Annotated in this window: 23 protein-coding genes; 20 read left to right on the top strand and 3 right to left on the bottom strand. The window is 52.5% G+C overall.

The window, feature by feature from the left end:
• Nucleotides 1-10: 10 nt before the first annotated feature.
• Nucleotides 11-853: a hypothetical protein gene (locus tag AC2LB6_RS03410; RefSeq protein ID WP_490092454.1), complete on the bottom strand. Its 843-nt coding sequence runs from the start codon at nt 851-853 to the stop codon at nt 11-13.
• 568 nt (nt 854-1,421) lie between these two features.
• On the opposite strand from AC2LB6_RS03410, the gene AC2LB6_RS03405 reads away from it, so the two are divergent.
• Genes AC2LB6_RS03405 through AC2LB6_RS03335 form a run of 15 tightly spaced genes read left to right on the top strand, consistent with a single transcriptional unit; the run spans nt 1,422 to nt 18,003 of the window.
• Nucleotides 1,422-1,628, top strand: a complete 207-nt coding sequence (locus AC2LB6_RS03405) for a hypothetical protein (protein ID WP_110411124.1) — start codon at nt 1,422-1,424, stop codon at nt 1,626-1,628.
• Nucleotides 1,629-1,645: 17 nt separating this feature from the next.
• A complete protein-coding gene (locus AC2LB6_RS03400; protein ID WP_490092453.1) occupies nt 1,646-3,307 on the top strand; it encodes a portal protein in 1,662 nt (553 codons plus the stop codon).
• Nucleotides 3,304-3,606: a Bbp19 family protein gene (locus AC2LB6_RS03395; RefSeq protein WP_490092452.1), complete on the top strand. Its 303-nt coding sequence runs from the start codon at nt 3,304-3,306 to the stop codon at nt 3,604-3,606. The genes AC2LB6_RS03400 and AC2LB6_RS03395 overlap by 4 nt, the downstream gene beginning before the upstream one ends.
• The gene (locus AC2LB6_RS03390; protein ID WP_490092451.1) at nt 3,603-4,316 is read left to right on the top strand and encodes a peptidase; all 714 of its coding nucleotides are present in this window, start codon (nt 3,603-3,605) and stop codon (nt 4,314-4,316) included. The genes AC2LB6_RS03395 and AC2LB6_RS03390 overlap by 4 nt, the downstream gene beginning before the upstream one ends.
• 11 nt (nt 4,317-4,327) lie before the next feature.
• Entirely contained in the window at nt 4,328-5,314 is a 987-nt protein-coding gene (locus AC2LB6_RS03385; RefSeq protein ID WP_425042840.1) for a major capsid protein, read from the top strand.
• Nucleotides 5,315-5,367: 53 nt separating this feature from the next.
• The gene (locus AC2LB6_RS03380) at nt 5,368-5,805 is read left to right on the top strand and encodes a Bbp16 family capsid cement protein (RefSeq protein WP_490092450.1); all 438 of its coding nucleotides are present in this window, start codon (nt 5,368-5,370) and stop codon (nt 5,803-5,805) included.
• Nucleotides 5,806-5,816: 11 nt separating this feature from the next.
• Nucleotides 5,817-6,215 (top strand): hypothetical protein, encoded by a 399-nt coding sequence (locus tag AC2LB6_RS03375; protein WP_490092449.1) that lies wholly within the window; start codon nt 5,817-5,819, stop codon nt 6,213-6,215.
• A gap of 49 nt (nt 6,216-6,264) precedes the next feature.
• Complete coding sequence (gp10, locus tag AC2LB6_RS03370) at nt 6,265-6,591, top strand: capsid staple protein (protein WP_490092448.1); 327 nt, start codon at nt 6,265-6,267, stop codon at nt 6,589-6,591.
• Nucleotides 6,591-7,196: a phage connector family protein gene (locus AC2LB6_RS03365; RefSeq protein WP_419138838.1), complete on the top strand. Its 606-nt coding sequence runs from the start codon at nt 6,591-6,593 to the stop codon at nt 7,194-7,196. The genes gp10 and AC2LB6_RS03365 overlap by 1 nt, the downstream gene beginning before the upstream one ends.
• Nucleotides 7,196-9,787 carry a phage tail protein gene (locus tag AC2LB6_RS03360; RefSeq protein ID WP_490092447.1) on the top strand — a complete coding sequence of 864 codons (2,592 nt, stop codon included), beginning with the start codon at nt 7,196-7,198 and terminating at the stop codon, nt 9,785-9,787. Before AC2LB6_RS03365 ends, AC2LB6_RS03360 begins: the two co-directional genes overlap by 1 nt.
• Nucleotides 9,787-10,266, top strand: coding sequence for a hypothetical protein (locus AC2LB6_RS03355; RefSeq protein WP_490092563.1), 480 nt, complete (start codon nt 9,787-9,789; stop codon nt 10,264-10,266). The genes AC2LB6_RS03360 and AC2LB6_RS03355 overlap by 1 nt, the downstream gene beginning before the upstream one ends.
• A complete protein-coding gene (locus AC2LB6_RS03350; protein WP_490092446.1) occupies nt 10,251-10,829 on the top strand; it encodes a virion core protein, T7 gp14 family in 579 nt (192 codons plus the stop codon). Before AC2LB6_RS03355 ends, AC2LB6_RS03350 begins: the two co-directional genes overlap by 16 nt.
• A 12-nt stretch (nt 10,830-10,841) precedes the next feature.
• On the top strand, nt 10,842-13,352 hold the full coding sequence (locus AC2LB6_RS03345) for a hypothetical protein (protein WP_490092445.1): 2,511 nt from the start codon (nt 10,842-10,844) through the stop codon (nt 13,350-13,352).
• Complete coding sequence (locus AC2LB6_RS03340; protein WP_490092444.1) at nt 13,352-15,238, top strand: hypothetical protein; 1,887 nt, start codon at nt 13,352-13,354, stop codon at nt 15,236-15,238. The genes AC2LB6_RS03345 and AC2LB6_RS03340 overlap by 1 nt, the downstream gene beginning before the upstream one ends.
• The gene (locus AC2LB6_RS03335; protein ID WP_490092443.1) at nt 15,238-18,003 is read left to right on the top strand and encodes a hypothetical protein; all 2,766 of its coding nucleotides are present in this window, start codon (nt 15,238-15,240) and stop codon (nt 18,001-18,003) included. Before AC2LB6_RS03340 ends, AC2LB6_RS03335 begins: the two co-directional genes overlap by 1 nt.
• Before the next feature lie 256 nt (nt 18,004-18,259).
• On the opposite strand, the gene AC2LB6_RS03330 is transcribed toward AC2LB6_RS03335, so the two are convergent.
• Entirely contained in the window at nt 18,260-18,520 is a 261-nt protein-coding gene (locus tag AC2LB6_RS03330; protein WP_490092442.1) for a hypothetical protein, read from the bottom strand.
• A 174-nt stretch (nt 18,521-18,694) separates the two neighbouring features.
• On the opposite strand from AC2LB6_RS03330, the gene AC2LB6_RS03325 reads away from it, so the two are divergent.
• Complete coding sequence (locus AC2LB6_RS03325) at nt 18,695-21,268, top strand: tail fiber domain-containing protein (protein ID WP_490092441.1); 2,574 nt, start codon at nt 18,695-18,697, stop codon at nt 21,266-21,268.
• A 19-nt stretch (nt 21,269-21,287) separates the two neighbouring features.
• Here AC2LB6_RS03325 and AC2LB6_RS03320 read toward each other — a convergent pair whose 3' ends face one another.
• On the bottom strand, nt 21,288-22,355 hold the full coding sequence (locus tag AC2LB6_RS03320; protein ID WP_490092440.1) for an acyltransferase family protein: 1,068 nt from the start codon (nt 22,353-22,355) through the stop codon (nt 21,288-21,290).
• A 186-nt stretch (nt 22,356-22,541) separates the two neighbouring features.
• Between AC2LB6_RS03320 and AC2LB6_RS03315 the strand changes: the two genes are divergently transcribed.
• The 4 genes from AC2LB6_RS03315 to AC2LB6_RS03300 are packed head-to-tail and all read left to right on the top strand — an operon-like array spanning nt 22,542 to nt 24,282.
• On the top strand, nt 22,542-22,955 hold the full coding sequence (locus AC2LB6_RS03315) for a putative holin (RefSeq protein ID WP_490092439.1): 414 nt from the start codon (nt 22,542-22,544) through the stop codon (nt 22,953-22,955).
• Nucleotides 22,939-23,247, top strand: a complete 309-nt coding sequence (locus AC2LB6_RS03310) for a phage holin family protein (protein WP_419138828.1) — start codon at nt 22,939-22,941, stop codon at nt 23,245-23,247. The genes AC2LB6_RS03315 and AC2LB6_RS03310 overlap by 17 nt, the downstream gene beginning before the upstream one ends.
• Nucleotides 23,231-23,746 carry a lysozyme gene (locus AC2LB6_RS03305; protein ID WP_490092438.1) on the top strand — a complete coding sequence of 172 codons (516 nt, stop codon included), beginning with the start codon at nt 23,231-23,233 and terminating at the stop codon, nt 23,744-23,746. The genes AC2LB6_RS03310 and AC2LB6_RS03305 overlap by 17 nt, the downstream gene beginning before the upstream one ends.
• Nucleotides 23,743-24,282 (top strand): DUF2514 family protein, encoded by a 540-nt coding sequence (locus tag AC2LB6_RS03300; protein ID WP_490092437.1) that lies wholly within the window; start codon nt 23,743-23,745, stop codon nt 24,280-24,282. The genes AC2LB6_RS03305 and AC2LB6_RS03300 overlap by 4 nt, the downstream gene beginning before the upstream one ends.
• The last annotated feature ends 124 nt before the right edge of the window (nt 24,283-24,406 follow it).

The following is a 24,406-nucleotide window of genomic DNA, read 5'->3' as shown; positions in this document are numbered from 1 at the left end:
TAAAAATTCATTAATCTGTCGGGCGTTCATCTGCCGATGAATTTTCATCCTGAATCATTTCTCTTATCGTTCTGCCGGCCAGTGCAGCGCCAACCCTTCCAGTTCTAGTTAAATTATCTAAGTGAGTGTTTTTTGATATTATAAGTTTGTTTATTTTGTATAAGTTGTCATTGTTATTGCTTATTTCATTTCTTAGTGAATCAAGCTTATTGGCTTCGATTTGCACGCTTTCGGTAATGTTCTCTAATAGTTTCACGTTGTCTTTATAAACTTTTTCTTGAGCCTTGATGGTTTCTTGTAAGCTAACGAGCTCACTCTTTGCGGTGTCCACATTTAAATTTGCAATTTCAATTCTCGACTGATTTTCAATGTTATCTGCCCTTATCCTCAGTCTTTCTTTCTCTTCTTCCATACTGTATGCAACTTTTGCCGTTAAAGCAGTGGTGTCAGCATTATACTTTTCAGCTTCAAGATTAGCTGTGTGAATGTATTTTTTCCGAAAGGCAGAGGTATGAAAGATATCAACTACATGGTTAATATAAGGGCTAGCGAAGACTATTATTAAGGTAGATATGAAAGGAATGTAATAGGTAGTAGCATGTTCAACCCCGAGAAAAATAGATGGTAATCCTTTAGCAACTGCAATTCTTTTTTCTAACTCTCCTGTACCTGCAAATGTTATTGCAATCCTTTCCCAATTAAGCAAAGCCCATGACACAAAAAAACTATAGAAAACAGGGCTGCCAAATCTGTTCATCAGTGCAGTGTTTAACGGAGCTGCGCTATCTTGCAGCTTTTCGAAAGCTTTTCCGGCAATGTCTTTTGCAACATCTGTAATCTTAGATTCACTCATTGTGTAACCAGATAGGTAACGGATTTTGATGAATCATACCTATAAAACGTGGTTAGGAATAGTCTTAGTGGCAGGGTTCTGAGACAAAAAAATGCCCGCACGGGGCGGGCTAAGAAAAACAGCAACGACACGGTCCTACGGCACATCAGGTGAGAACACTTAGCGCCTCTGTGGCGCTCCTGAACGCCCGCCAAATGTTCTCGCCCGATATGTGTGGTGCCGGGTGCCTCCCGGTGCTCTGGTCAGACTGACAAACTCCAGAGCGGAAACTCTTAGACTGTGTGCAATCTTTGTCAGTCTTCCGCGTGCGCTGGCCGCATTCACCACATGGAAAGACACTTATAAGCATCTTTCAATCTGGTGCCGGGATGATGCCCGGCTTATCCACCGCCTTTACTTTTAAGCCCAATAAACTGCTGCGGTATTCCGGGCTGTGAGTCGATGTCAGCTCTCTCCACGGCCTAACTATTACCATTATGGTAACTGTTGTCAAATGCTTTTGCTTATTAGTGGTCAAAATAATGCGTATATGGTTTAATTTTGGTAATTATCCAAGGGGGTTACAGCCATGTGCATGGGTTCAAAACCTTCCGTACCGTCAGCCCCAGAAGTTCAGGCTGCGCCACAGGCGCAGGATGACGCCGTTGTCAGCGCCCGAGACGATGAAGAGCGCCGCCGCCGTGCTGCTGCAGGACGTGCTTCAACGCTGCTGACCGGTTCGCAGGGTGACACTTCAAAGGCCAATACCAGCAATAAAACGCTGCTGGGTCAGTAACAGGAACCGGGGCAATCATGGCCGAAGAAACGCTGAAGCAGCGATTAAACAAACAGTTGGTAATGCTCACAGATGAGCGGACCACTTTTAATTCACACTGGCGCGAACTGTCTGATTACATCAGCCCGCGTTCCAGTCGCTTTCTCGTTTCTGATGCCAACCGGGATAACCGCCGCAATACCAGCATTGTTGATCCGACCTGCACCCTGGCAGAGCGCACGCTGTCCAGCGGCATGATGTCCGGCATCACCAGCCCGGCCCGCCCGTGGTTCACGCTGTCAGTTTCAGATCCGGCAATGAAAGATTATGGCCCGGTGAAGGTATGGCTGGAGGATGTGCAGCGCCGCATGAATGAGGTGTTCAATAAATCCAACCTCTATCAGTCTCTGCCCATTGTCTATGCACAGCTCGGCACCTACGGCACCGCCGCCATGGCGATACTGGAGGATGACGAAGACATTATCCGCACCTACCCATTCCCGATCGGCAGCTATTACGTGTCGAACAGCGCGCGTCTGAGTGTTGACACGGTTTTCCGTGAATTCCGCATGACCACCCGTCAGTTGGTGGAGCAGTTCGGCCTGGACAACGTGAGCGAAACGGTTAAAGGGCAGTGGGCAACGCAGACCACCGAAGCATGGCATGACGTTATCCATGCTGTTTACCCGAACGTGAACCGCCAGACCGGCAAGTTAGACGCCAAAAATAAGCGCTACAAATCGGTTTATTTTGAGAAAGCTGGAGATGACAAGATCCTGCGCGAATCCGGTTTCGATGAGTTTCCGATCCTGGCGCCACGCTGGGAAGTGAATGGCGAAGACGCCTATGGCAGCAACTGCCCAGGCATGACTGCGCTGGGTCAGGTCAAAGCGCTACAGCTCGAGCAGAAGCGTAAAAGCCAGCTGATCGACAAAGCGACTAACCCACCTATGGTCGGCCCTTCTTCATTGAAGAGCCAGCGCGTTTCACAGTTGCCTGGCGCTGTCACCTACGTTGATCAGCTGACCGGTCAGGACGGACTGAAGCCGCTCTACATGGTCAATCCGAACACTGCTGATCTGCTGAACGACATCCAGGACACCCGCGACATTATCCGCAGCTCTTACTTCGTTGATCTGTTCCTGATGCTCCAGAACATCAACACCCGCAGCATGCCCGTGGAAGCAGTCAACGAGCTGCGAGAAGAGAAACTGCTGATGCTGGGGCCGGTACTCGAGCGCCTGAACGATGAGTTCCTTGATCCGCTGATTGACCGCGCGTTCGCCATCATGCAGCGCAAAGGCATGCTGCCGCCGGCGCCGGAGGTTCTGCAGGGTACCGCGCTGCGCATCGAATATATCTCTGTCATGGCTCAGGCGCAGAAGTCGATCGGCGTCAACAGCATGGAGCGCTTCGTGGGCTTCGTGGGCGGCATGGCGCAAGCCAAACCTGAAGCGCTCGACAAACTAGACATCGACAAAATCATAGACAGCTACGGCGACTCTATCGGCGTTTCGCCGTCTGTCATCGTGCCTGATGAGGAAGTTCAGAAAATCCGCCAGGCGCGTGCCGAGCAGATCCAGCAGCAACAGCAAATGCAGATGGCGCAGGCAGCAGTGGCAGGAGCTAAAGACCTCAGCCAGGCAAATCTGGAAGGGCCGAACGCGCTCAGCGCCATCGCGGGAGGTATGCAGCAATGACCGATCTCGATGATGAACAGCGCCTGAAAGACGCCGAGCAGAATCAAAAGCTGGTTGCAGAACGCCAGCGCGACGACCTGAAGCACGTCATGTCATCAGTGCAGGGCCGCCGCCTGATCTGGCAGCTGCTCAGTAATGCTGGTGTGTTTGCGCTGTCATTCACCGGCGACAACGCGGCCACAAATTTCAATGAGGGACGCCGCAGCGAAGGTCTCCGCCTGTTCAATGAGGTGATGACCCACTGTCCGGATCTCTATCTGACCATGGCCAATGAAGCCAGAGAGGAAGCTGATAAATGAATATTTTTGAACGTTTGCTAATGCGTCGCCTGTGCAGCGAAGCACCTGTAGATGGCGGCGCAGAAGGTGCGCCAGCGGCAACTACCGGCACTGAGTCTGCACCAGCAGGTCAGGAAGGTACCCAGGAATCACAGCAGAGTGCGTCAGACAATCCCGAAGGCGAAGGCGCAGCCCAGAAGCCAGAGGGTGAAGGTGAAAAGCCTGATGCCGAAAAACCTGACGGCAAAAAAGACGGAGACAAGAAGCCCGAAGGCGCGCCGGAAGCTTATGAGTTCAAAGCGCCAGAGGGAGCGGAGCTGGATAAAGACGCCGTTGCCCAGTTTGAGCCTATTGCCCGCGAGCTGAACCTGTCACAGGAGCAGGCGCAGAAGCTGGTGGACCTTTACGGCAGCAAGGTGATGCCACAGCTGATGAAGCAACAGGCCGACACCTGGCAGAAGCAGGTTGCCGACTGGGGTACAGCGGCGAAAGACGACTCCGAGATCGGTGGCGACAAATTTGATGGGAACCTGACGCGGGCTAAGCAGGCGATGGATAAATTCGCCACGCCACAGCTGCGTGAGTTCCTGGAAACAACCGGCATGGGCAACCATCCCGAGTTGATTCGCGTGTTTGTAAAGGTGGGCGCGGCCATGTCAGAAGACGGCCTGGTCACGTCAAATGAGAAAGGCCAGCGTTCGGCGGCCGATGTTCTGTATGGCAAAAAATGAGGATATAAATTATGGCTGTTAAAGGCTTAACTGCGCTGACGCTGGCTGACTGGGGAAAGCGCGTAGATTCAAACGGGAAGATCGACAAAATCATTGAGCTTCTCGGCCAGACAAACCCGATCCTGGAAGATATGCCGTTTGTTGAAGGCAACCTTCCAACCGGACACCGCACTACCGTGCGCTCAGGCTTGCCTACTGCAACCTGGCGTTTGCTCAACTACGGTGTGCAGCCGAGCAAATCCACCACCGTGCAGATCACCGACTCTGCCGGCATGCTGGAAGCTTATGCCGAGGTTGATAAATCTCTGGCTGACCTTAATGGAAACACGTCTGAATTCCGCCTTTCTGAAGACCGCGCGTTTATTGAAGCGATGAATCAGCAGATGGCGCAGACGCTGTTCTATGGCGATACCAGCGTCAACCCGCAACAGTTCATGGGCCTGTCATCCCGTTACTCCAGCAAAGCTGCTGGCAACGGACAGAACATCATTGATGCTGGCGGTACCGGCACTGATAACACCTCCATCTGGCTGGTGGTCTGGGGTGAAAACACCGTGCATGGCATCTTCCCGAAAGGCCAGAAAGCTGGCCTGCAGCATCAGGATCTGGGTGAGCAAACCCTGGTTGATGCCAACGGCGGTAAATATCAGGGCTACCGCTCTCACTATAAGTGGGATAACGGTCTGACTCTGCGTGACTGGCGCTACGTGGTTCGAATTGCCAACATCGATGTGAGCGATCTGTCTGTGGCTGGCTCGGCTGCCAACATTGTCACCCTGATGATTAAGGCGCTGCATCGTATCCCTAACCGTGGCATGGGCAAGCCTGTGTTCTACATGAACCGCACACTCGGACAGGCACTTGATCTGCAGTCTCTGGACAAGGCGTCTCTGGCGCTGACCGTTAAGGAGACTGAAGGCGACTGGTGGACTGCGTTCCGTGGTATTCCGATCCGTGAAGTTGATGCGATTCTCGAAACAGAAGCGCGCGTCGTCTAACCCCCTGACCAAATCAGCGGGGCAATGGCGTCCCGCTAAATGGAGAGAGAATTATGATCCTCGACAAACTGTTGATGTTCTCCGAAGCGCAGGCGGTTACCGCGTCTGCTGCTTCAAATGATGTTATCGACCTCGGCCCTATCGACGGCACCCGCCGTGATATTGGCGTGGGCTTTCCGCTCGAGTTCTGGGCGACCGTTAACACCACGGCTGCCGCCGCTGGCGCTGCTACGGTGAATGTTCAGTTGCAGACCAGCCCTGATACCAGCACATGGTCAACGCTGACATCTACCGGTGATCTGGCGCTGAGTGCGCTTACCTCAGGTAAGCGTGTCATGTCACAAAAGGTACCGCAGGGCGTACAGCGCTATCTACGAGTTAACTACGTTGTCGGCACCGGCCCGCTCACCGCTGGCGCATTTACTGCTGGCATCAATCTGGATGTGGATAACAACTCACCGTATCCGATCCGCTCTCGCATCACTGGTTAAGGGGCAGGTAAATGTCAGAGGAAAAAGCAAAGTACCGCGTTCTGCGCCTCTCCCACATCCATAACCAGCTGTGGGATGCAGGTTCAGAAGTCGAGTATGACGGCAAGCCTGGCAGCGCTCTGGAGCCAATCAATGACGCAGCGAAAGCAGCGAAAGCGAAGGCGGAGCGCAAAGGTGCAACCGTTGAAACCATCATACCAAACGGCATCGGTAACCCACCGGCTCCTGGTGGAAACGGTAACCAGCCCGGCCCTGAAGGCGGCAATGGCGGAAACGGTGAAGGTAATGAAAATCTGGCAGAGCTTCAGGATCAGTACGAAAAGCTCTTCCAGAAAAAAGCCCATCCGGCGATGAAGCCGGACACGCTCCGCGAGAAGATCGCAGAGAAGCGAACCGAACTCGGTCTCTGACCGGCGATGAACAAGGGGCCGGTTGGCCCCTTTTTTTCAGGAGCGATAAATGAAAGTCGTCAATATGAAGACCGGTACCGAGTCTGTAGAAGGTGAGAATGGTCAGACAGAAACCCGCGACGAATACCCGTGGGGGCTGCGTATCTCGCTGAATGGCGATGCGCTCAAAAAGCTGGGTGCCGAACTGCCAAAAGTTGGTGACATGATGGCGATCGGTGGCATGGCAAAAATCGTCGGCGTCAGCACGCGGGAATCAGAAGGCGGGGAATCTCACAGCCATATCGACTTGCAGATCACTGATTTTGGCATGGAAGCATCCGATGCTACTCCGCCAAAAACAGCCGCGGCCACCCTTTACGGATCGGAGGATGACTGATGGCTTCCGTTATCGAAATCTGCAACATCGCGCTGAGCCGCCTCGGCAATAGCCGGACGATCAACAGCCTCAGTGAAAAGAGCAAAGAGGCCGGGTTATGTGACCTGCATTATGAGTCTGCCCGCCTTGAGGTGCTTGCAGACTTCGACTGGAACTTTGCCATCAAGCGCGTCGCGCTGGCTGATACCGGCAGCGCGCCAAATGACTGGCAGTATGCATACCGATACCCCACGGATTGCCAGCGTATTGTGGACATCCTGGTGCCCGGCATGCGTAACCCACCAGAGCGCTGTCGTATTGAGTATCAGGTAGGTTCAGACAGCGATGGAACTGGACGACTGATCTACACCGATCAGGACGACGCCTGGCTTCGCTATGTCAGCGATATTACTGACCCAAATATGTTTGACCCGATATTCCGCAGCGCTCTTTCATGGAAGCTGGCCAGTGAAATTGGTATGCCTCTGGCGTCGGCACCGAACCTCGTTCAGAACTGCCTGACCATGTATTCGCAGATCATCCGCAGCGCCGGTTCTCGGTCCATGAATGAAAGCCAGGAGCCGGTTGAGCCATTGAGTGAATTTACCAGCGCGAGGTTGAGCTGATGCCTAACAGTCTGATCCAGCCGTCGTTCGCCGGCGGTGAAATTTCACCAAACGTTTATGGCCGTGTTGATCTGGCAAAGTATGCCGTGGCGCTGCGCCGCTGCCGTAACTTTATCGTTCGCCAGTATGGCGGCATCGAGAACCGGCCCGGCACCCGCTTTATTGCTGAAGCTAAATACCCTGATCGCAAATGCCGTCTGATCCCATTCGAGTTTTCAACCGTTCAGACCTACGCGCTGGAGTTCGGCCACCTGTACATGCGCGTTTTCAAGGGGGGCGGACAGGTGCTGACCAGTAGCAATACTGTTTATGAAATTGCCACGCCATACGCTGAAGAAGACCTGTTTGAACTGAAGTTTACACAGTCGGCGGATGTGATGACCATTTGCCACAAAAAGTATGCGCCGCGCGAGTTGCAGCGCTACGCACACAACAACTGGGCGCTGGTGGAGGTTTCGACTAAAAATGGCCCCTTTGAAGATATCAACATTGATCAGTCCAGAACGGTCTTTGCCAGTGGAGAAATTGGCACGATCACTTTAACGGCAAACTCACCTATATTCGGCCCGGAACAAACAGGAAAACTCTTTTACCTTGAGCAACCTGCAGTTGACGGAGTACCTGTCTGGGAAACAGATAAGTCCATTTCCAGTGATGCTGTGGCCTCGCAAAAGTTTGATTCCGAGCCTGCTGCAGACGCCTTTATCGCCACGTTAAACCCGGGCCAGTTCATAAGCAAACAGGCTGGATTCGATGGCAAGTGGACAGTGACTTACAACCAGGGGTTTGTCCGTCGGGCTGATGGCAATTACTACAACGCTGTAACAGTAGGAAAAACAGGCACTCTGAGGCCCAGTCATACTGAAGGCCGTGCGTGGGATGGCTGGGGCGGTGACACGGGTGTCCTTTGGGAGTATCTGCATTCAGGCTTTGGTGTCGCACGGATTACCTCTGTTTCGCCAAATGGACTGACTGCGACCGCCAGTGTTATTTCCCGCATACCTTCAAACGTCGTGGGCAGTGGAAAAGCTTCATACAAATGGGCGCGGTTTGCCTGGAATAGTGTCAATGGCTATCCGGGAACCGTTGTTTATTATCAGCAGCGCCTGTTCTTTGCAGCTTCGACAAACTATCCGCAAACCATTTGGGCCAGCCGGTCAGGTGACTACAAGGATTTTGGCAAAAGCTCACCGATCGCAGATGACGACCGAATCACTTACACCTATGCAGGGCGTCAGGTGAACGAGATCAGGCATCTTATCGATGTTGGTTCGCTGGTGGCGCTGACCTCCGGTGGTCAGTTCCAGATTAAGGGTGATCAGAATAACGTGCTAACGCCAAGTTCATTCTCTTTCAGCTCCCAGGGATCGGATGGTGCCAGCTCAACGCCGCCGATAACTGTCAGCAACATCGCTTTATTCATCCAGGAAAAAGGCAGCGTAGTGCGTGATCTGGCGTACTCATTCGACGTCGACGGTTATCAGGGTAGCGATTTGACCGTTCTGGCTAACCATCTTTTCCAGGGCTATCAGCTGTTGGACTGGTCATTTACTGTGGTTCCTTATTCTGCGGCCTGGGTAATACGTAACGATGGCATGCTGCTGACGCTCACCTATCTCCGCGATCAGCAGGTTTTTGCGTGGTCTCCTCAGCCTACTGATGGGAAGTTCGAATCAACGTGCAGCATCAGTGAAGGCACTGAAGACGCTGTCTATTTCAGCGTGCAGCGGACCGTTGACGGACAATTAAAGCGCTACATTGAGCGGCTTTCATCCCGCCAGTTTAATAATGACATCGACGCATTTTTCGTTGACAGCGGACTCAGCTATGACGGGCGGAACTATGATTCTGCGCGTCAGATGACAATATCCAGCCCCAGCGGATCATGGGCGTGGTCTGGCCCATTCACTGTATCTGTCTCAGGCGGTGCTTATTTTTCCACATCGAACGTTGGTGATGAAATCCATTTCTCTTACGCCGAAACGGAAGACGGTGAGGTCATCGATAAATCTATCAGGATGACCATTCTTGAAGTCAGTAGCGGCAATCAGATTGTGGCTCAGGCAAGCCGGGATATTCCGGACATCCTGCAGTCATCAGCAACTTCTGACTGGCGCTTTGCGCGTAAAGCTTTCTCCGGACTAAATCACCTTGAAGGGAAAACAGTCAGCATCCTGGCTGATGCCAATGTTGAAACGCAGAAAGTCGTCACAGGCGGATCAATTACGCTGGACTCACCCGGCGCAGTTGTTCATGTCGGGCTGCCAATCACCGCTGAATTTGAAACGCTGGACATCAATATTGCAAATCAGGAAACCCTGCTGGATAAGAAAATCATCATTCCACAGGTAAGCCTCCTGGTTAATGCCAGTCGTGGAGTGCTGGCAGGTACTGATGGCAAAAACATGTATGAGTACGCCCAGCGTGAATATGAGTTTTACGATCGCCCGGTTGAAGATGCTACCGGCACCATTGATATCAACATTGATGCCAACTGGGGTAAGGGTGGCCGTATCTACGTCAGGCAGAGTGACCCGCTCCCACTCTCCATTCTTGCTGTTATCCCATCTATTTCCGTAGGGGGCCGATGATGCCGATTGTTCAGGTCATTCCCGCGACGCACGAGCATGCACAGGAATTACTTCCTCATGTCCGCCAGGCGGATATAGATGAGTTCGAATCAGGGTGGGGGATGACCCCTGATCAGGTTCTGAGTTACGGCCTGGAGCATTCGGCATTTTGCTGGGCAGGGCTGGCAAATGGTGAGGTGGTGACAATATTTGGCGTGACGCCTGCCAGCATTCTTACCGGATCGGGCACGCCCTGGCTTATAGCGTCAGACCGCCTTGATAAATATTCCCGCGCTTTTATCCGACACAGCAGGCCATTACTCGCTGGAATCCTTGAGACCTTCCCGCGTCTCGAGAATTATGTTGATGCCAGAAACGTTGCTGCGAAGCAGTGGCTGCACTGGATGGGCTTCCGGCTTTACGACCCCGTTCCGGCGGGGCCAAACGGCATGCTGTTTCATCGTTTCACTATGGAGAAAAAATCATGTGCGGACCAGTAGCAGTAGGGGTGGCGATGGTCGTGGCAGCTGCTGCGTCAGCTTACAGCCAGCGACAGAACTCAAAGTATCAGTCGAAGTTAGCCAACTACAACGCAGACGTGCAGGAGAAGTCGGCAGATGCAGCAGTGAATGCAGGTAATGCGCAGGCGGCCCAGCAGCGTCAGCGCGCAAAACAAATGGCCGGCACACAGGCGGCCACCCTGGCAGCCAGTGGCGTTGATCTCGGTGGTGGAACGGCGGTTGATATCTTCGGCGACACGGCGCAAATGGGCGAGTTGGACGCACTGACTACAGTGAACAATGCGCAGCGCCAGGCGTATGGGCTTCAGGCGCAGGCGGCGGGTAATCGTTCTCAGGCGCAGGCAACTACTGCATTTGGCAACCAGCAGGCTGGATTGACTCTGCTTAATGGCGCGTTGGGTGCCTATGGTGCTTACAGCTCGATGGCTGGTTCGTCACTTACCGCATCCAGCGCCAGCAGCGCAGGAGGGGCAGGCAACTCAGGGAGCATGTTTGGTTCTCTGAAAAATTCGTCATATGGCAGCAACAGCTTCACATTTTAAGGACTGATCACCATGCCAACGGTACCAACGTACAATTCCCGCCAGACTGTTGACCAGGGACTGCCAGCCCCACAGGTCAGCGTTCAGACCAACCCCGATACGTTCGGTGCCGGGCTGGGTGAAGTAGGCAGTCGCATTGCTGGCATCTTTGCTCAGGAGCAGCATAAAGCTAACGTCGCACAGACACAGGACGCAGTGCTTCAGTTCCAGTCATTTGCCGATGATCAGTTCAACAATACAGATTCTGGCCTCTATACGAAGCAGGGTAAAAACGCTGTCGGCCAGTCTGAAGCGGTGCTGAATAACATACGCGGTAAGGCTGACGAGCTGGCACAGCAGGTGCCTGAAGCCATGCGCCGTGATTTCATGCAGCAGATCAACCAGGCCGGTCAGCAGTACAAGCGTCAGGCCAACACGTATGAAATAGGGCAGGTGCGGCAGTACGAGGAAGGGCAGTTCAAAGCGTTGCAGGAATCGACTGTCACAGCCGCTCAGGGGCAGTACAACGATCCGCAGGCGTTTACCTCTAACGTTAAGCAGGGCTTCACCGCGATTGACCAGTTTGCTGAGGCTCATGGCTGGAGTGATGAAGAGCGCGCGAACGCGAAAAATCAGCTGAAAGAGAAATCAGCTGATGGTGCTCTGTCGGCGGCGGCCAATCAGAACTACATGGACTTCATCGCCGCGAATGGTGAGCCTGGCGATTATGACGGTGCTGTGCGGGTAAGCGGCAGCACCGGTGATGCGCGCGGGCTGCGCAACAACAATCCGGGCAACATTGAAGCGGGTCAGAATAACTGGGAGGGTCAGGCGGGCAGTGATGGCCGGTTTGCCAAATTCATCACGCCTGAACACGGGATCCGCGCACTTGGTAAAAACCTGCTGGCATATGGTGATAAGGGCTTCGATACGGTCAATGAGATCGTCAACCGCTGGGCACCGGCCTCTGATGGCAATAACACTACGGCCTATGTGAAGGCGCTGTGTGAACAGCTCAGCGTCAAGCCTGATGACCAGCTCAACCTCAGCGATCTGAACGTGCTGAAAAAGCTCAGCGCCGGGATTGTGAAGCATGAGAACGGCAGCATTCCTTACAGCGACAATCAGCTTGATACGGGCCTACGTGCGGCTCTTGGTCTGACCGCACTCGATAGCCCGAAGCGATATAGCGGCAATGTGGCTTTTGACGCAGCCAGCCCGCAGGCGCAGGCGTCATATCTCCGCCAGGCTAAGTCTCTCCAGGGTGAGGCGCGCACGCAGCTCAAGGCGCAACTGACCGATGTGATCAGCGATGCCAAAGCGTCATATATGAAGGGTGTCGAGTATCCAAATCCGCCGAGCCAGGCGCAACTTATTTCAGCCTATGGTTATCGGGAAGGGAACCAGCGCTTTGCCGATCTGGAAAACCAGCGTGTCGCCGGTCAGTATATTGGGTCTTTCCGCAATATGCCCAGCAGCAGCATTACTACCTACGTCGCTGACCTGAAAACGCAGTTGGGTACCGGTGAAGGGTTCGCCGGTCGAGCGGATGCCTTTGATCATGTCGAGGCTGCAGCTAAACAGGTGATTAATCTCAGGGAGTCGAATCCATACCAGGCGGCAATGGACATGGGCGTATATAAGCCGATTGCCAGCACCAACCCGGCGGATATAACCAGTGAGATCAAGAACCGCACCGCGGCTACAGATCAGCTTAAATCACTGGGCATCAATGCGCCCATTCTGTCGAAAGAAGAAGCCGCCTCAATCAGCGAGCGTGTGCGTGGCACTACCGATGTGAACCAGTCAATCAGCCTGTTGCAGTCGTTTGGCCGTGGACTGCAGCCACAGGCATTGCGCAGCGTCGCAGCATCAATCGCGCCGGACAGCGCCGCAACGGCTTATTCTGCGCTCATTCTCGGTACGGATGAAAACCAGTACAACAACCGCTCGCCTTCAATCCCTTACAGTCAGTTCGTGACCTATAAGCCGACGATGAATAAATATGAAGTCGCTAAGACCATCCTTCAGGGTGATCAGCTTATCAACCCCACCAAAGCGCAAAAGGATGCAGGGATCAGCGCGGTCAAACTGCCAGCAGATGACAAGCTCAAGCAGAACTTTGATGATGAAATCGGCAGTGCCTTTTCTCATAACCCGCAGGCGCGGCAGATGGCATGGTCAATTTATAAATCTGCCTATGCCGGGCTGGCGTACACCAGTGGTGATAGCGATGGCGTAAACACCAAATCCGTTGACAGCGATATCGCAGAGAAAGCGATCCAGATGGCAACAGGTGGTGTGATCAAAGGGTTCAACGGTGGTGACGTTGTGATGCCATTTGGCATGGACAAAAGCACGTTCAAAGATCGCTACACTGCTGCCGCCGGTGATGCACTTAAATCCGCCGGGCTTAATCCGGCCAGCCAGTCTAACTTTGTGCCGGTCAACGTGGGTGACAGCCAGTACCGCCTTGTTACGGGTAGTGGCCGCTGGGCGACCGATCCTAAAACCGGCGCGCCAATCACAGTGAGGGTTCAGTAATGTCTGACTTATTTTCACTGGCCCCTGAAGGTCAGGCCTGGGCAGACGATCAGGCTGCAAACAAGCAGGCACAGCCTGATGATTACGATCCACGCTGGTACGCTGGCAGCGGGTCCGCATTTTTCCGTGGTGCTGCTGAAGGCAGTATTGGTCTGGGGCAGACGCTGGTGGAGACGGCAAAGCTGTCGCCAACATACAGCGCATTGCGCGGTGATCTGCCAGAGCTGGATGAGATTGTTGATCAGAACTTTTCGACGGTTCAGAAATCCCTGAATGATGCACGCAATGCCGTAAAGCCTGCACCAAACAGCCAGGGTATGGCGGCAGAGATTCTGGAAGGCCTCGGGACGTTTGCCCCGGCTATCGCCGCCTCAGCATTAGCAGGCCCGGTAGCAGGTGGTGCCGTAGCATTTGGCAGTAGTTACGAGTCAACACGTCAGGACTTTCTTGGAAAAGGCGTCAACGAAGATACTGCCGGTACCCTGGCGCTGGAGCAGGCAGGCGCGAATGCCCTGGGTATGGCATTGCCTGCAGGCGTCGGCGGCAGACTGGCTACCCGTCTGCTGTCGGGGATAGGGATCAACACCGGTTTTGGCGCGGCTAACCGCTTTGCCCTGGGTGAGACCCTGGAGGAAAATGGCTATGACGAGCTGGCGAAGCAGTATCGCGTCTGGGATAAGCAGGCGCTGCTGGTGGATGGCGTGCTCGGTGCCGCGTTCGGCGGCGTGCACCATCTGACCGCGCAACGTGCTGATACTCCGCTGGCAGACCCTGCACCCGTTGCGTCGGATTCAGCTGCTAACCCGACGGCTGAAGTTGATTCACCCATCAGTGCGGAACCAACCGTAACCGCTGATTCAACAGCTCAGACCGATGCGCCGGCACCGGGTGAACCAGCACCTGTCACCTATGAGTCACGCGTGGCAGAGCTGCAGGAATTAGCCGGTCAGATTGTCAGCCGGGGTGACCGAAAAGCGATCGCGCAGGAGGTCCATGACCTGCAATTCAAACATGACCAGGCAACAACGCAGCTTCAGGAATTAAAGAACACGCCATTGAGCGGCAGCGGTAAAGCGCTGTCACAGGCGCGGGCGCAGCGTACCGCCCAGGTGAACGAACTGGATTTACGAATCGGCCTGCTGAAAGAGCAGATTGATCAGCGTGGCGCCACGCTGGCGGACAGCAGTCCCGGCGGCCGGTTTTATGAAGCACGGTCTGACCTTTCCCGTATTGATCAGGGGTTGATCCCAGAGAGCATGCGCGGCCTGGTACCAGAAGCACAGATTAAGCCGAGTGATGTGGATGCGGCACATGTCATGAACGAGGGGCTTTATTACGATCTGGAGTCGTCGCCTGTGGTTCACTCCGGCAATGAAAGCCTCAACAGCCATGTAGCCGCGATGGACCAGGCATCGCGCCAGTTGATGTCAGGCGAGCCGGTGAACGTATCTACTCAGATCCGGGGGCTGGACGGGATTGCGCGGCCCGATGCAATAGCTACGGGGGAGGCTCAGCGCGCAACAATCAGCGAAGCGTACCGCGAAAACGGTATAGCCGAAACCGCACCACAGCCAGCGGAACCATTGATACCTCCGGTCCGGGAGGGCAGTGCCTTTGCTGGTGGCCGATCAGCGGAAACGTCCGCGCCTGAACAAATCAGCACCGACCCGGTAACGGGCGAGTCGATATCCTCAAACAGCTATGATCTGATGGCTGCGCGTGACATGTCACAGGCTAATGCAGACATCATGATTGCACACCCCGATACAGGTGAGCCTGTAAGCCTGGCGCAGGCGCTGTCGGATCTTGATAATCAAATTGCCACCGTGCAGAAAGAATCGAAAGTTTATAGCGTGGCCGCAACCTGCTTCCTGAGGAATCCATAATGAAACAAGCCTGTGTTGATGCCATCACGCAGACGCTGGGCCGCCAGCCGCTGGCGTCTGAACTGAAAAATATTGAAGACCTGATCCGTGACTCGGTGCGTCAGGTATCACGCATGAATGCCAGAGGGGGTAAGAGCGGGTTTCCGGACGCAGACACGTATAAGCAGGCGGCTGATCTGGCGGCGCGCCGGGTTGTGCATGACGTGTTTAAGAAGCGCCAGCGCCTGGCACAGAATGCTATCGCCATTAATAACGTTACTGAAACGCTCAACCGTACCGTTCCGGCGGCAGAACAGACACCAAAAAATCTGACGCAGTTTATTTTCTCCGGGCGCCGCGTAGCCGATGGCAAAGAGATCGATGTGGTCTCAGCGGAAGAACTTGCAACAGGGGCTTTTCAGGACTGGTCACGCCAGCTCAGTGCCGAAATGACGGCGGCGGGCAGCGATGTTCAGAAGTTTTTCGAACAGGCTCAGGCCCTGGGCGAGCAGCGCTTTCGCAACATGTTTGATCAGCGTGCGGGGAAATCTTCCCAGTTACAGCTGCTGAAGGAAATCTACGGTGAAGACACCGGCAACCCGGCAGCGAAGAAGATCGCCGGCATCTGGTCAGATGTAACTTCGCGCGCACGGCAGGAGATGAATGACAGCGGCTTTGACATCGGTCAGCGTGATGACTGGCATTTGCCATACGTTGATGATGCGGATCTTGTACGCGCCGCCGGGCGCGAGGAGTGGCTGGCCACACTGCCGCTGGCAAAACGCACACAGGCACGGCTAGCGGGGCGCATGCCACCGGGCAACTGGGCGCGACGCGCATGGGTGGATGACATCTACAATACTCAGGACCGGTCGCAATTTGTTAATCCGGACGGCACGCCGATGAATGATGTGCAGTACCGGGAAGCGCTCGAGTACATTTTTGAAACCAAGGCGACGGACGGCGCTCAGAAACTCGACCCCGGTGCTTTCGCTGGTAGCGTTGGTCTGAAAAACCGTGGCTCTCAGAGCAGGACGCTGGCATTCAAAGACGCTGAAAGCCATTTCGGCTACATGGAAAAATACACTCAGCAGCCTGTGGTAGGCGTGATGATGGGCCATCTGCAGTCGGCATCGCGTGATCTGGGGGTTGTTAAAGCATTTGGCCCGGACGCGGCTACTAACTTTAAGTTGATAGCCGATCGCGTCTACCAGAACGCCGTTAAGATTGATGGCGCAGGCCACCCCATTGCGGAGATGAATAAAGAGCGCGAGCTGGTGCAGCGCATGTTTGATTCTATGGCCGGGCTTAACGGCGTGAACAGCACCAGTGTATTTTCATCGGCGGTGGGCGGCCTGCGTAACCTGATGACATCTGCAATGCTCGGATCCAGCGTCATCACAGCGACATCGGATCAGGCAGTCATGCGCGCAGCAGCACAGGCGCTAGGCTTTGATCGCAACGGTATGCGGCTATCTGCCACCACAATCCGCAACCTGTTCAGTGGCGATGCAAAGCGTGCTAATGCCGAGCTGGGTTTACTGGTTGATGCGCACTCAGCAGTGATCGCCAAGATGGGCGGCTTCGACCTGACCCGGGGGATCACGGGCTGGTTTGCTGAGAAAACGCTGAAGTGGTCCGGGCTGATTGCGATGGACCGCGCTAACAAAGCGGCGTTCGGGCTGCTGATGTATAAAAATATTGGTGAGCTCACCCGCCGTTATACCACTCTTGATGCGCTGAAAGGATCCGATAAAGCGTTGCTTTCCTCGAAAGGATGGAGTGCTGAAGACTGGGCAATCATGGGAGCAGCGGATCTTAAGCCGCTCACGGCCAGCGGCCATATGGGAATGACGCCTGATGCCATTTACGCGGTTCCGGATGAAAAAGTCAGGGAGATACTGGCAGCGCAGATTGAGCGCGTTCGCGCCGGTGCTGACGAGGCGCTGGCTAATCTTGGGGCTATGACAGATAGCCGCGGCGCTAACCTCCGTCAGGCTTACGATGCTGAAGTTGAGCAGACAGTTAGCCGGATGGTGCGCAATGCGCGCGCTGAGGCAGCGCAGAAGCTTCTGGGCGTAACCCACGGTGAAATGACCCAGGCAATCACTACAGCCACCGGCATTGATACTTACGCCCGGGATCAGGGTGGTGAGCTGTATAAGAGCTTTATGCTATTCAAAACCACGCCGTTCGCTGGTTTCCGGCAGATGGTGACCCGTGCGCAAAACCTCGACCGCGTTCCGGCGCTGAAATTCCTTGCGGCGTACATCGGTGGCACCACTCTGACCGGCATGTTCGCCAACCAGCTTAATGCTCTGCTGTCAGGTAATGACCCCATCGATATGACGAAGCCTGGCGCATGGGTAGGTGCGACGCTGAAAGGGGGAGGTTTCGGCATCTACGGTGATTTCCTGTTTCAGGATCACACCCAGTATGGTTCCAGTATTGCCGCGACGCTGGGCGGACCGAGCTTAGGCCTGGCTGAATCCCTGATGAAACTGCTGATCACCAACCCACAGAAGGCTATGCAGGGAGAAGAAACATCCTTCGGGGCCGATGCCATCAAAACCGCCAGGATGATTACCCCATTCGCTAACCTGTGGTATACCAAAGCCGTGACGAATCACCTCATCCTGCAACAGCTTCAGGAGATGGCAAACCCTGGCTACAACGACAGGGTACGGGACAGGGCACAAAATCAGTTTGATGTGAGCAGCTGGTGGAACCCTGGAGATACTGAGCCTCGACGCGCTCCGGATTTGGCAAAAGCAGTGGGGGAATAGTGCAAATAATTATGAAGCTTGCCGTGATTATCGGCTGGTTTGCTGCTGTCGTTGTGGTCGCGATTTCATGCTGGTCTGCGATCATATGGCTGCTAAACAGAAAAATAATCAACGAGAAAGGGGCTGCAGCCATCTGCTTTGCTGTAGTGTTCGTGGCCGTCCTGCTCTGTGCCAGATATCAGTAAGCCCGCAATGCGGGCTTTTTATTACCTGATCAGTAATAAACTCAGGTATAAACGCAGTAAGGTAATATCCTTCATGTTTTTTCGATACAAGCTTTCATGTATTCAAGGTGCGTAATCATATCTGCCTTAACCTTTTTGGTCGCAGACACATAATTGAACAGTGCATTAACTTCATCCCGTGCGCCGCCTACGTTGTTTCCATGGCGCTCAAGCTCCTCCAGTAAACGGATGATCTTTGAGTCCTGCGCCAGACGCTTAATCCCTTCATCGCTGTACAATTTTTCCGTGTAAGTATCATTGCCGGGATAGTGGTAAACACTGTCATCTTTCATTATGATTGCCCTCCTCACAAAACTGTATATTCATACAGTATAAAGCACAAGTATTAGCTCGCAAACGTAATCAAAAAGTGTAATGGATAAACGGAAAACAACAATTACCAATTAACCATATGTGCATTGAATGCTGTAAACTTGTGGGTAATTTAAACACCTGGAGTCAGCACGATGACCGTATCAACAGTCGTAAACCACGAGCAATATGAGGGGAATGGCACTACTACCGTTTTCCCATTTCGGTTTCGCATTCTTAAAAGTAGCCATATGGTCGTCACTGTGTCTGATACAGAGGGCGTTCTCAAAACTCTCACACTGGGGACTGATTACACTCTCACCGGGGTTGGCTTTGTCGCGGGGGGGAATGTTGTATTAACGAGTCCGCTCGCAGAAGGATGGCTGATTTCTCTGGACCGTGACCTTCCAGCTGTCCAGGAAACCGATTTAAGAAATCAGGGCCGGTTTTTCGCTGAAACACACGAAGACGCTTTCGACTATCTGACAATGCTGATTCAGAGAACGATGTCTCTGTTCGGCCTGGCGCTGCGTAAACCGTCATGGATAGCGAATTATTACGACGCGCTACTGAACCGGATCTCAAACCTGGCTGATCCCTCTCTGCCGCAGGATGCAGTCACTAAAAACTATGCTGATAATGTTGCCCAGTTGAATCTCAACAAAACGCTGAGGGTGCCGGAGGCTTTCCTTTCTCCAGTGCCTGAAGCACAGGCAAGGGCAAACCGCATTCTGGGCTTTAACTCAGATGGAGATCCTATCGCGGTAGTGCCGGGGACTGGTGATGCCAGCCAGGTGATGATCGACTTAGCCAGTTATGAGCCTGATAAAGGTGATGCGCTGATTGGCGTGAAACAACCGTGGGATGGTGCGAAGGCAAGAACACAGCACGACCATAATCAGGATTTCAGAAACATACATGATTTCGACGGTGTTGATCCCACTGCACAGGTGGAATCGACTATTGCTTTCCAGAAGGCGCTCAATTCTTTTGGTGTGGCAGGTGGCACCCTCAGATTACGGTCAGGGGCTAAATACCTGATTGGTTCAATCACCGTCCCTCAGAACGTGAGCATCATGGGCGAACTGCTTTCGCCAGAACAAACCAAGCCTAATACCACTCAGTCATACTATGACTTCGGTACGCAGTTGCGGCTAAAGAACGGTGCGACGATAACCACTGATCGCGCTGCATCGTTGTTTAACCTGCTAATCATTAAAGACGGCTTATCTTTGCCGGTAGTAGACAACGCCACAGCTGCAACTGTCCTGGCTCAATATTCGGGAACAGCTATTCAGACCACTGAGCCAGGCGGTACATTTGAAAACCTGCTGGTTCTGGGTTTCGATTATCCCTTTATGAGCCAGCCTGTTATCCCGCATTGCGGAAGACGTTTATTTAAAAACTTCAAATATGACTGTAACAACGGCCCGCATTTAGAATATGCCACTGATATTGATCGATTCATTGGCGTGCATGGCTGGCCGTTCCTGACAGTTCATGTGACGAATATTTCTGAAGCAAACCTGAAAAGGCCTGGCACCGGTTTTTACCTTGGAAATGTTGCCGACTGGGCCCAGCTCATCGGATGTTTTAATTATGGTTACAAGGTCGGATTCCATTTTGACAGCGTCTGGAACGTCCAGATAAACGGCGGTGGTGCTGACCTTACGCAAACTGCAGCAATCACATTTACCGGAACATCCCGCTTCAGTCACATTAACGAGTTCTTTACTAACTCAGAAAATATCGGGTTGAACATCATAACCAGCGGTGGTCAGCCCGAAATAAGTTCCTTCAACTGTAATTTTAACGGGGTGAACTATGGGGCGTATGTAACCACAGGCACATACCTTTCTACCGGCGACAGATTTATCGGCGGTAAAGTGGGCGTTGCCTTCAGCGATGGGACTGTCACCGGACGGTTATCATCTCCGCACTTTACTGGCGTTCAGACGCCATGGCAGATGACGGCATTGGCTGCCAGTAAGGTCTCCGTCAACAACCCAACGTACGGTGCTGATCAGCCATACTCGACGAATGAGTTGCTGGAAATCGGCACTGAAAAACAGCTGTTCGATCGCCGGCCGGTTGCTGCTGGCGTAGGTGCTTCGTTTACCCTGGGTGGTTTTTATAACTATGGCTTGGGCGGATTCTTCCGTATTCAGTCGAGACTGACAGGCGGGAGCCAGGGAGCTGAGAGCTCCAATACATTCCTGCAGACGTTCCGCGCTGGAGGTTGGCAGGATACCTGGGGAATTATGAGTGATGGCACCCTCCGACCTGCTGGGGATGGCAATCAGCCTCATGGCACTGCTGACCACAGGGTAGGTCAGATTTATACATCAGCTAACCCGATCGTCACCTCGGATGAAGAGACAAAGACGGATATTACCGACATCGAAGAGAAGGTGCTCAGAGCCTGGGAGAATGTTGAATACAAAACCTATCGGAATAAACAAGACGTTGAAGATAAGGGTGATTCAGCAAGATATCACATCGGCTATGTTGCCCAGCAAATCAAGGAGTCATTTGAAAAGGAAGGGGTTGATCCCTTCAGATATGGCATCCTTTGCTTCGATGAGTGGGAGGAAAAAAAGGCTGTTTATGATGGTGAGGGAAGAATGATTGAACCCGCCAAAGAAGCAGGTAGCCGCTATGGCGTGAGGTATGAAGAAGCGCTGGCGCTGGAATGCGCGTTGATGCGCAAAAAGATGACCAGCCTTTAAAATCTCATTAAGGGCGCGCTTAGGCGGCGCGCTCTGTTTTTGCTCTGAATGAAACGCTCATCGTGCGTGCTTCAATAGTTATGTGTATGAGGTAGGAGCAAACAGTGACTATTGCTATTGCCATCAAATAAGATGCAACTTTGCTAAAGCCATTATCCAGTAAAATATTCAAAGCGGTGAAACCAAACGTCACATGAATCAGATACAGCGGATAGCTTATCTTAGAAATGAACCGGAGTATTTTACTCGGTTTTATTTTGCTTCTGAATGAGTAAGCCACAAGGAAAGAAATTAATGCATATGTGCAACTCATTGATTCATCAAATGCCTGTGATGCTATCTGACTGTTATAAAACGAAACTGTAGTAACTGACATCAGATAAAAGACATACAAAACAAAATGTTCTTTTTTAATCATGTTACGATACAGAAGGTTTATGGCTACGCCTGAAAGCATGAAGGAAATGAAGATTAATTCTGTTGGAAGCATTCCGGGCAATTTAATTGAAAATAAGTTTACGAAAAGTGATACCAACGGAACCAGTATAAGAACAGTCATAGAACCACGTTCAATCTGCTTTTTGATTAATGAGCAGATGAGATAAAATTTTATCTCTATTGCGAGAGTCCAGTTAACCATGTCAACAGAACGGTCGAGAGTAATAGTCTGAAATAGCGTGAGGTTGGAAATTATTTCTTTTGGTGAAAGGTAACTTCTTTCTGCGCTATTCCCTAACAGACTTATCAGGGTGATGCTTAGCAGGGTACACACCACATATGTTGGCATGATCCTAAGCAGCCTCGATTTTATGAACTGAAGCTTTGTTTTCTTTAACAAAGAGAATGGAATTACGAATCCACTTATGACAAAGAAAATACCAACCCCAAAAGGCCCAAACCCAAAGCCGGGGATGAAGTCAGGGACAATTTTCTGATAGAACATCTCTATGCCATAGCTTGCTACATCAGAGTTGATAGTCGTGGACGCAAGCTGACGATCGAGACTGAAAGTACCAAACCAGTGAACAAGTAAAACAGAAATAAATGCGATACCGCGTAGCTGATCAGCAAATTCTATCTTTTTCATTCAGTTACTCTGCAAAGTAAAATTATGTTTCAAATCTTTAGATAATCTTAACATTGCGCTGAGAAACTTTACACGCAGAAGTTTAAGAATAGCCTGAAATTACCAATAACCCGCATATGCATATTTGTGTATAGTACCGACATTAACTACGATGGAGGTGAGCTATGCGCTATGCAGGTGGTTTCCATGACTGATCCGCTTTCAATGACAGGAACATCCGCTGTAATCAGCGGCCTGAGTGGGTCAGCATGGCTGGCTTTTTTTTATGGTGTTCCGCCTGAGGTGGTGCTTGGTGCTTTTTCTGGTTCAGTAATTTTCGTTACTGCTGCCCAGGAGTACCCGATCAAGAGGCGCCTTATCCTGGCATTAATCAGTTTTATCGCGGGAGTGATCGTATCCCGCCCGGCTGCAGCCCTTCTAATAGCCATCATTTCCCGGTGGGCTGACGTGGCGCCCGGATCGGTAGAGGTTCAGTCAGCCTATGCTGGTGCAGCCCTGATAATGTCTGTCGTTGCAGTAAAACTCTTGATGCGTCTGTACAAGCGATCGGGTGATCCTCTGGCAGCTCTCAAGAGGGGCTCCGATGATGACAAGTTATGACCTGCTTCAAGCGATGAACGCTCTTCTGTGTGGCGTTATCGTTATGCGTCTGGTGACGTTCCGCCGCGAATCGGCAACGCACAAACCTGCCGGGGGCTGGCTGGCATACGCCATTATCGTAATCTGCGCTTCCGTACCCATCCGAATTGCCTACGGCTATCACGTCAGCACTGACTACGCCGATCTCCTCATCAAAATTCTGCTGTGTGGTGCCGTGCTAAAAACGCGCGGCAACGTCATGCAGCTCTTCACCATCGCTCACCGGGGAAAGAAACGTGAAAATTTCCGATAACTGCATTGCCATGATTAAGCAATTCGAGGGGATGGAGACTAAAGCTTATCCTGATCCCGCTACCGGCGGTGCGCCATGGACTATCGGTTATGGCCATACTGGCAACGATGTTCGCCCAGGTACTGTCTGGAATCAGGCTCAGGCGGAAGCGATGCTGAGAACTGACCTGGCTCGATTCGAATTTCTGGTAAGTACTGCACTCACAACCACGGTAAATCAGAACCAGTTTGATGCTCTGGTGTCTTTCTGCTTCAACGTGGGACCAGGTAAGAAGGGGGTGAAGGATGGCCTGCTGGTACTGAAAAACGGTAACCCATCCAGCCTGCTGCGTCTTACGAACGCCCGTGACTTCGATGCAGCTGCCGGTCAGTTCAAATTCTGGGATAACGCTGCAGGCCGGAAAATGCGCGGACTTACCCGTCGCCGTGCTGCTGAAGCCTTTCTGTATTCAGGTATGGATGTGGCCACCGCCATTAAACGCGGTCTGTCTGCAGCATGATAGCCGCAGCTGCTTTTCTGAAGGCTTACTGGCGGCCGCTTGTTGTGCTACTGCTTGTAGCTGTTGGGTCGCTGATGCTGCTCCGGGTTGGATACGGGATAGCGGATCGGTCATGGCAGGAGAAGTGGGATCAGCGCGATAACGCAGATGCTGCTGCAAAACTGGCTTTCACCCAGGAGCAGCGCCGTATTGAGCTGACCCGACAGGCGGAATTTGACACTATTCAGAGAGAAGCTGATGAAGAGAATCGTAAAGCTGATGCTCAGCGCATTTCTGCTGAGCGTGCTGCTGACCGGCTGCAGTCGGGAATACAGAACGCCATCACCCAACTACAGCAGCGAAGTGGCAGCGATACCGGAACTGCCACCAGCGGCAAGGCTGGGAGAAACTCGGGCGATCTGCTCGCCCAGTTGTACCGAGAAATTGACTCAACAGCGGGAGATCTGGCGGCAGAGGCTGACAGAAGAGGGCGGATAGCGATGACCTGCGAGAAAGCGTATGATTCACTCAAGCAAAACATTCGTTTAAACCAATGATTGTATTGAAATTAAACTCAGGAAGTTTTCAAAATTAATGTCGGTATAATAGACGGTATAATTAGTTTAAAGTTAATTAAATGGTATATTAATCATGTAATTAATGTGCATATCAATAAGCAAG

The organism is Pantoea sp. RCC30.1 (genome assembly GCF_058148845.1).
Note: the sequence above shows the minus strand (reverse complement) of the source record. Positions and strands in the feature narration are given on the sequence as shown.

Coding starts and splice junctions, on each gene's coding strand:
- AC2LB6_RS03365 (WP_419138838.1), top strand. CDS start 6,591: ATGGCTTCCGTTATCGAAATCTGCAACATCGCGCTGAGCCGCCTCGGC.
- AC2LB6_RS03395 (WP_490092452.1), top strand. CDS start 3,304: ATGACCGATCTCGATGATGAACAGCGCCTGAAAGACGCCGAGCAGAAT.
- AC2LB6_RS03325 (WP_490092441.1), top strand. CDS start 18,695: ATGACCGTATCAACAGTCGTAAACCACGAGCAATATGAGGGGAATGGC.
- AC2LB6_RS03390 (WP_490092451.1), top strand. CDS start 3,603: ATGAATATTTTTGAACGTTTGCTAATGCGTCGCCTGTGCAGCGAAGCA.
- AC2LB6_RS03385 (WP_425042840.1), top strand. CDS start 4,328: ATGGCTGTTAAAGGCTTAACTGCGCTGACGCTGGCTGACTGGGGAAAG.
- AC2LB6_RS03400 (WP_490092453.1), top strand. CDS start 1,646: ATGGCCGAAGAAACGCTGAAGCAGCGATTAAACAAACAGTTGGTAATG.
- AC2LB6_RS03350 (WP_490092446.1), top strand. CDS start 10,251: ATGTGCGGACCAGTAGCAGTAGGGGTGGCGATGGTCGTGGCAGCTGCT.
- AC2LB6_RS03310 (WP_419138828.1), top strand. CDS start 22,939: ATGATGACAAGTTATGACCTGCTTCAAGCGATGAACGCTCTTCTGTGT.
- AC2LB6_RS03410 (WP_490092454.1), bottom strand. CDS start 853: ATGAGTGAATCTAAGATTACAGATGTTGCAAAAGACATTGCCGGAAAA.
- AC2LB6_RS03340 (WP_490092444.1), top strand. CDS start 13,352: ATGTCTGACTTATTTTCACTGGCCCCTGAAGGTCAGGCCTGGGCAGAC.
- AC2LB6_RS03300 (WP_490092437.1), top strand. CDS start 23,743: ATGATAGCCGCAGCTGCTTTTCTGAAGGCTTACTGGCGGCCGCTTGTT.
- AC2LB6_RS03320 (WP_490092440.1), bottom strand. CDS start 22,355: ATGAAAAAGATAGAATTTGCTGATCAGCTACGCGGTATCGCATTTATT.
- AC2LB6_RS03330 (WP_490092442.1), bottom strand. CDS start 18,520: ATGAAAGATGACAGTGTTTACCACTATCCCGGCAATGATACTTACACG.
- gp10 (WP_490092448.1), top strand. CDS start 6,265: ATGAAAGTCGTCAATATGAAGACCGGTACCGAGTCTGTAGAAGGTGAG.
- AC2LB6_RS03315 (WP_490092439.1), top strand. CDS start 22,542: ATGACTGATCCGCTTTCAATGACAGGAACATCCGCTGTAATCAGCGGC.
- AC2LB6_RS03335 (WP_490092443.1), top strand. CDS start 15,238: ATGAAACAAGCCTGTGTTGATGCCATCACGCAGACGCTGGGCCGCCAG.
- AC2LB6_RS03380 (WP_490092450.1), top strand. CDS start 5,368: ATGATCCTCGACAAACTGTTGATGTTCTCCGAAGCGCAGGCGGTTACC.
- AC2LB6_RS03375 (WP_490092449.1), top strand. CDS start 5,817: ATGTCAGAGGAAAAAGCAAAGTACCGCGTTCTGCGCCTCTCCCACATC.
- AC2LB6_RS03360 (WP_490092447.1), top strand. CDS start 7,196: ATGCCTAACAGTCTGATCCAGCCGTCGTTCGCCGGCGGTGAAATTTCA.
- AC2LB6_RS03405 (WP_110411124.1), top strand. CDS start 1,422: ATGTGCATGGGTTCAAAACCTTCCGTACCGTCAGCCCCAGAAGTTCAG.
- AC2LB6_RS03345 (WP_490092445.1), top strand. CDS start 10,842: ATGCCAACGGTACCAACGTACAATTCCCGCCAGACTGTTGACCAGGGA.
- AC2LB6_RS03355 (WP_490092563.1), top strand. CDS start 9,787: ATGCCGATTGTTCAGGTCATTCCCGCGACGCACGAGCATGCACAGGAA.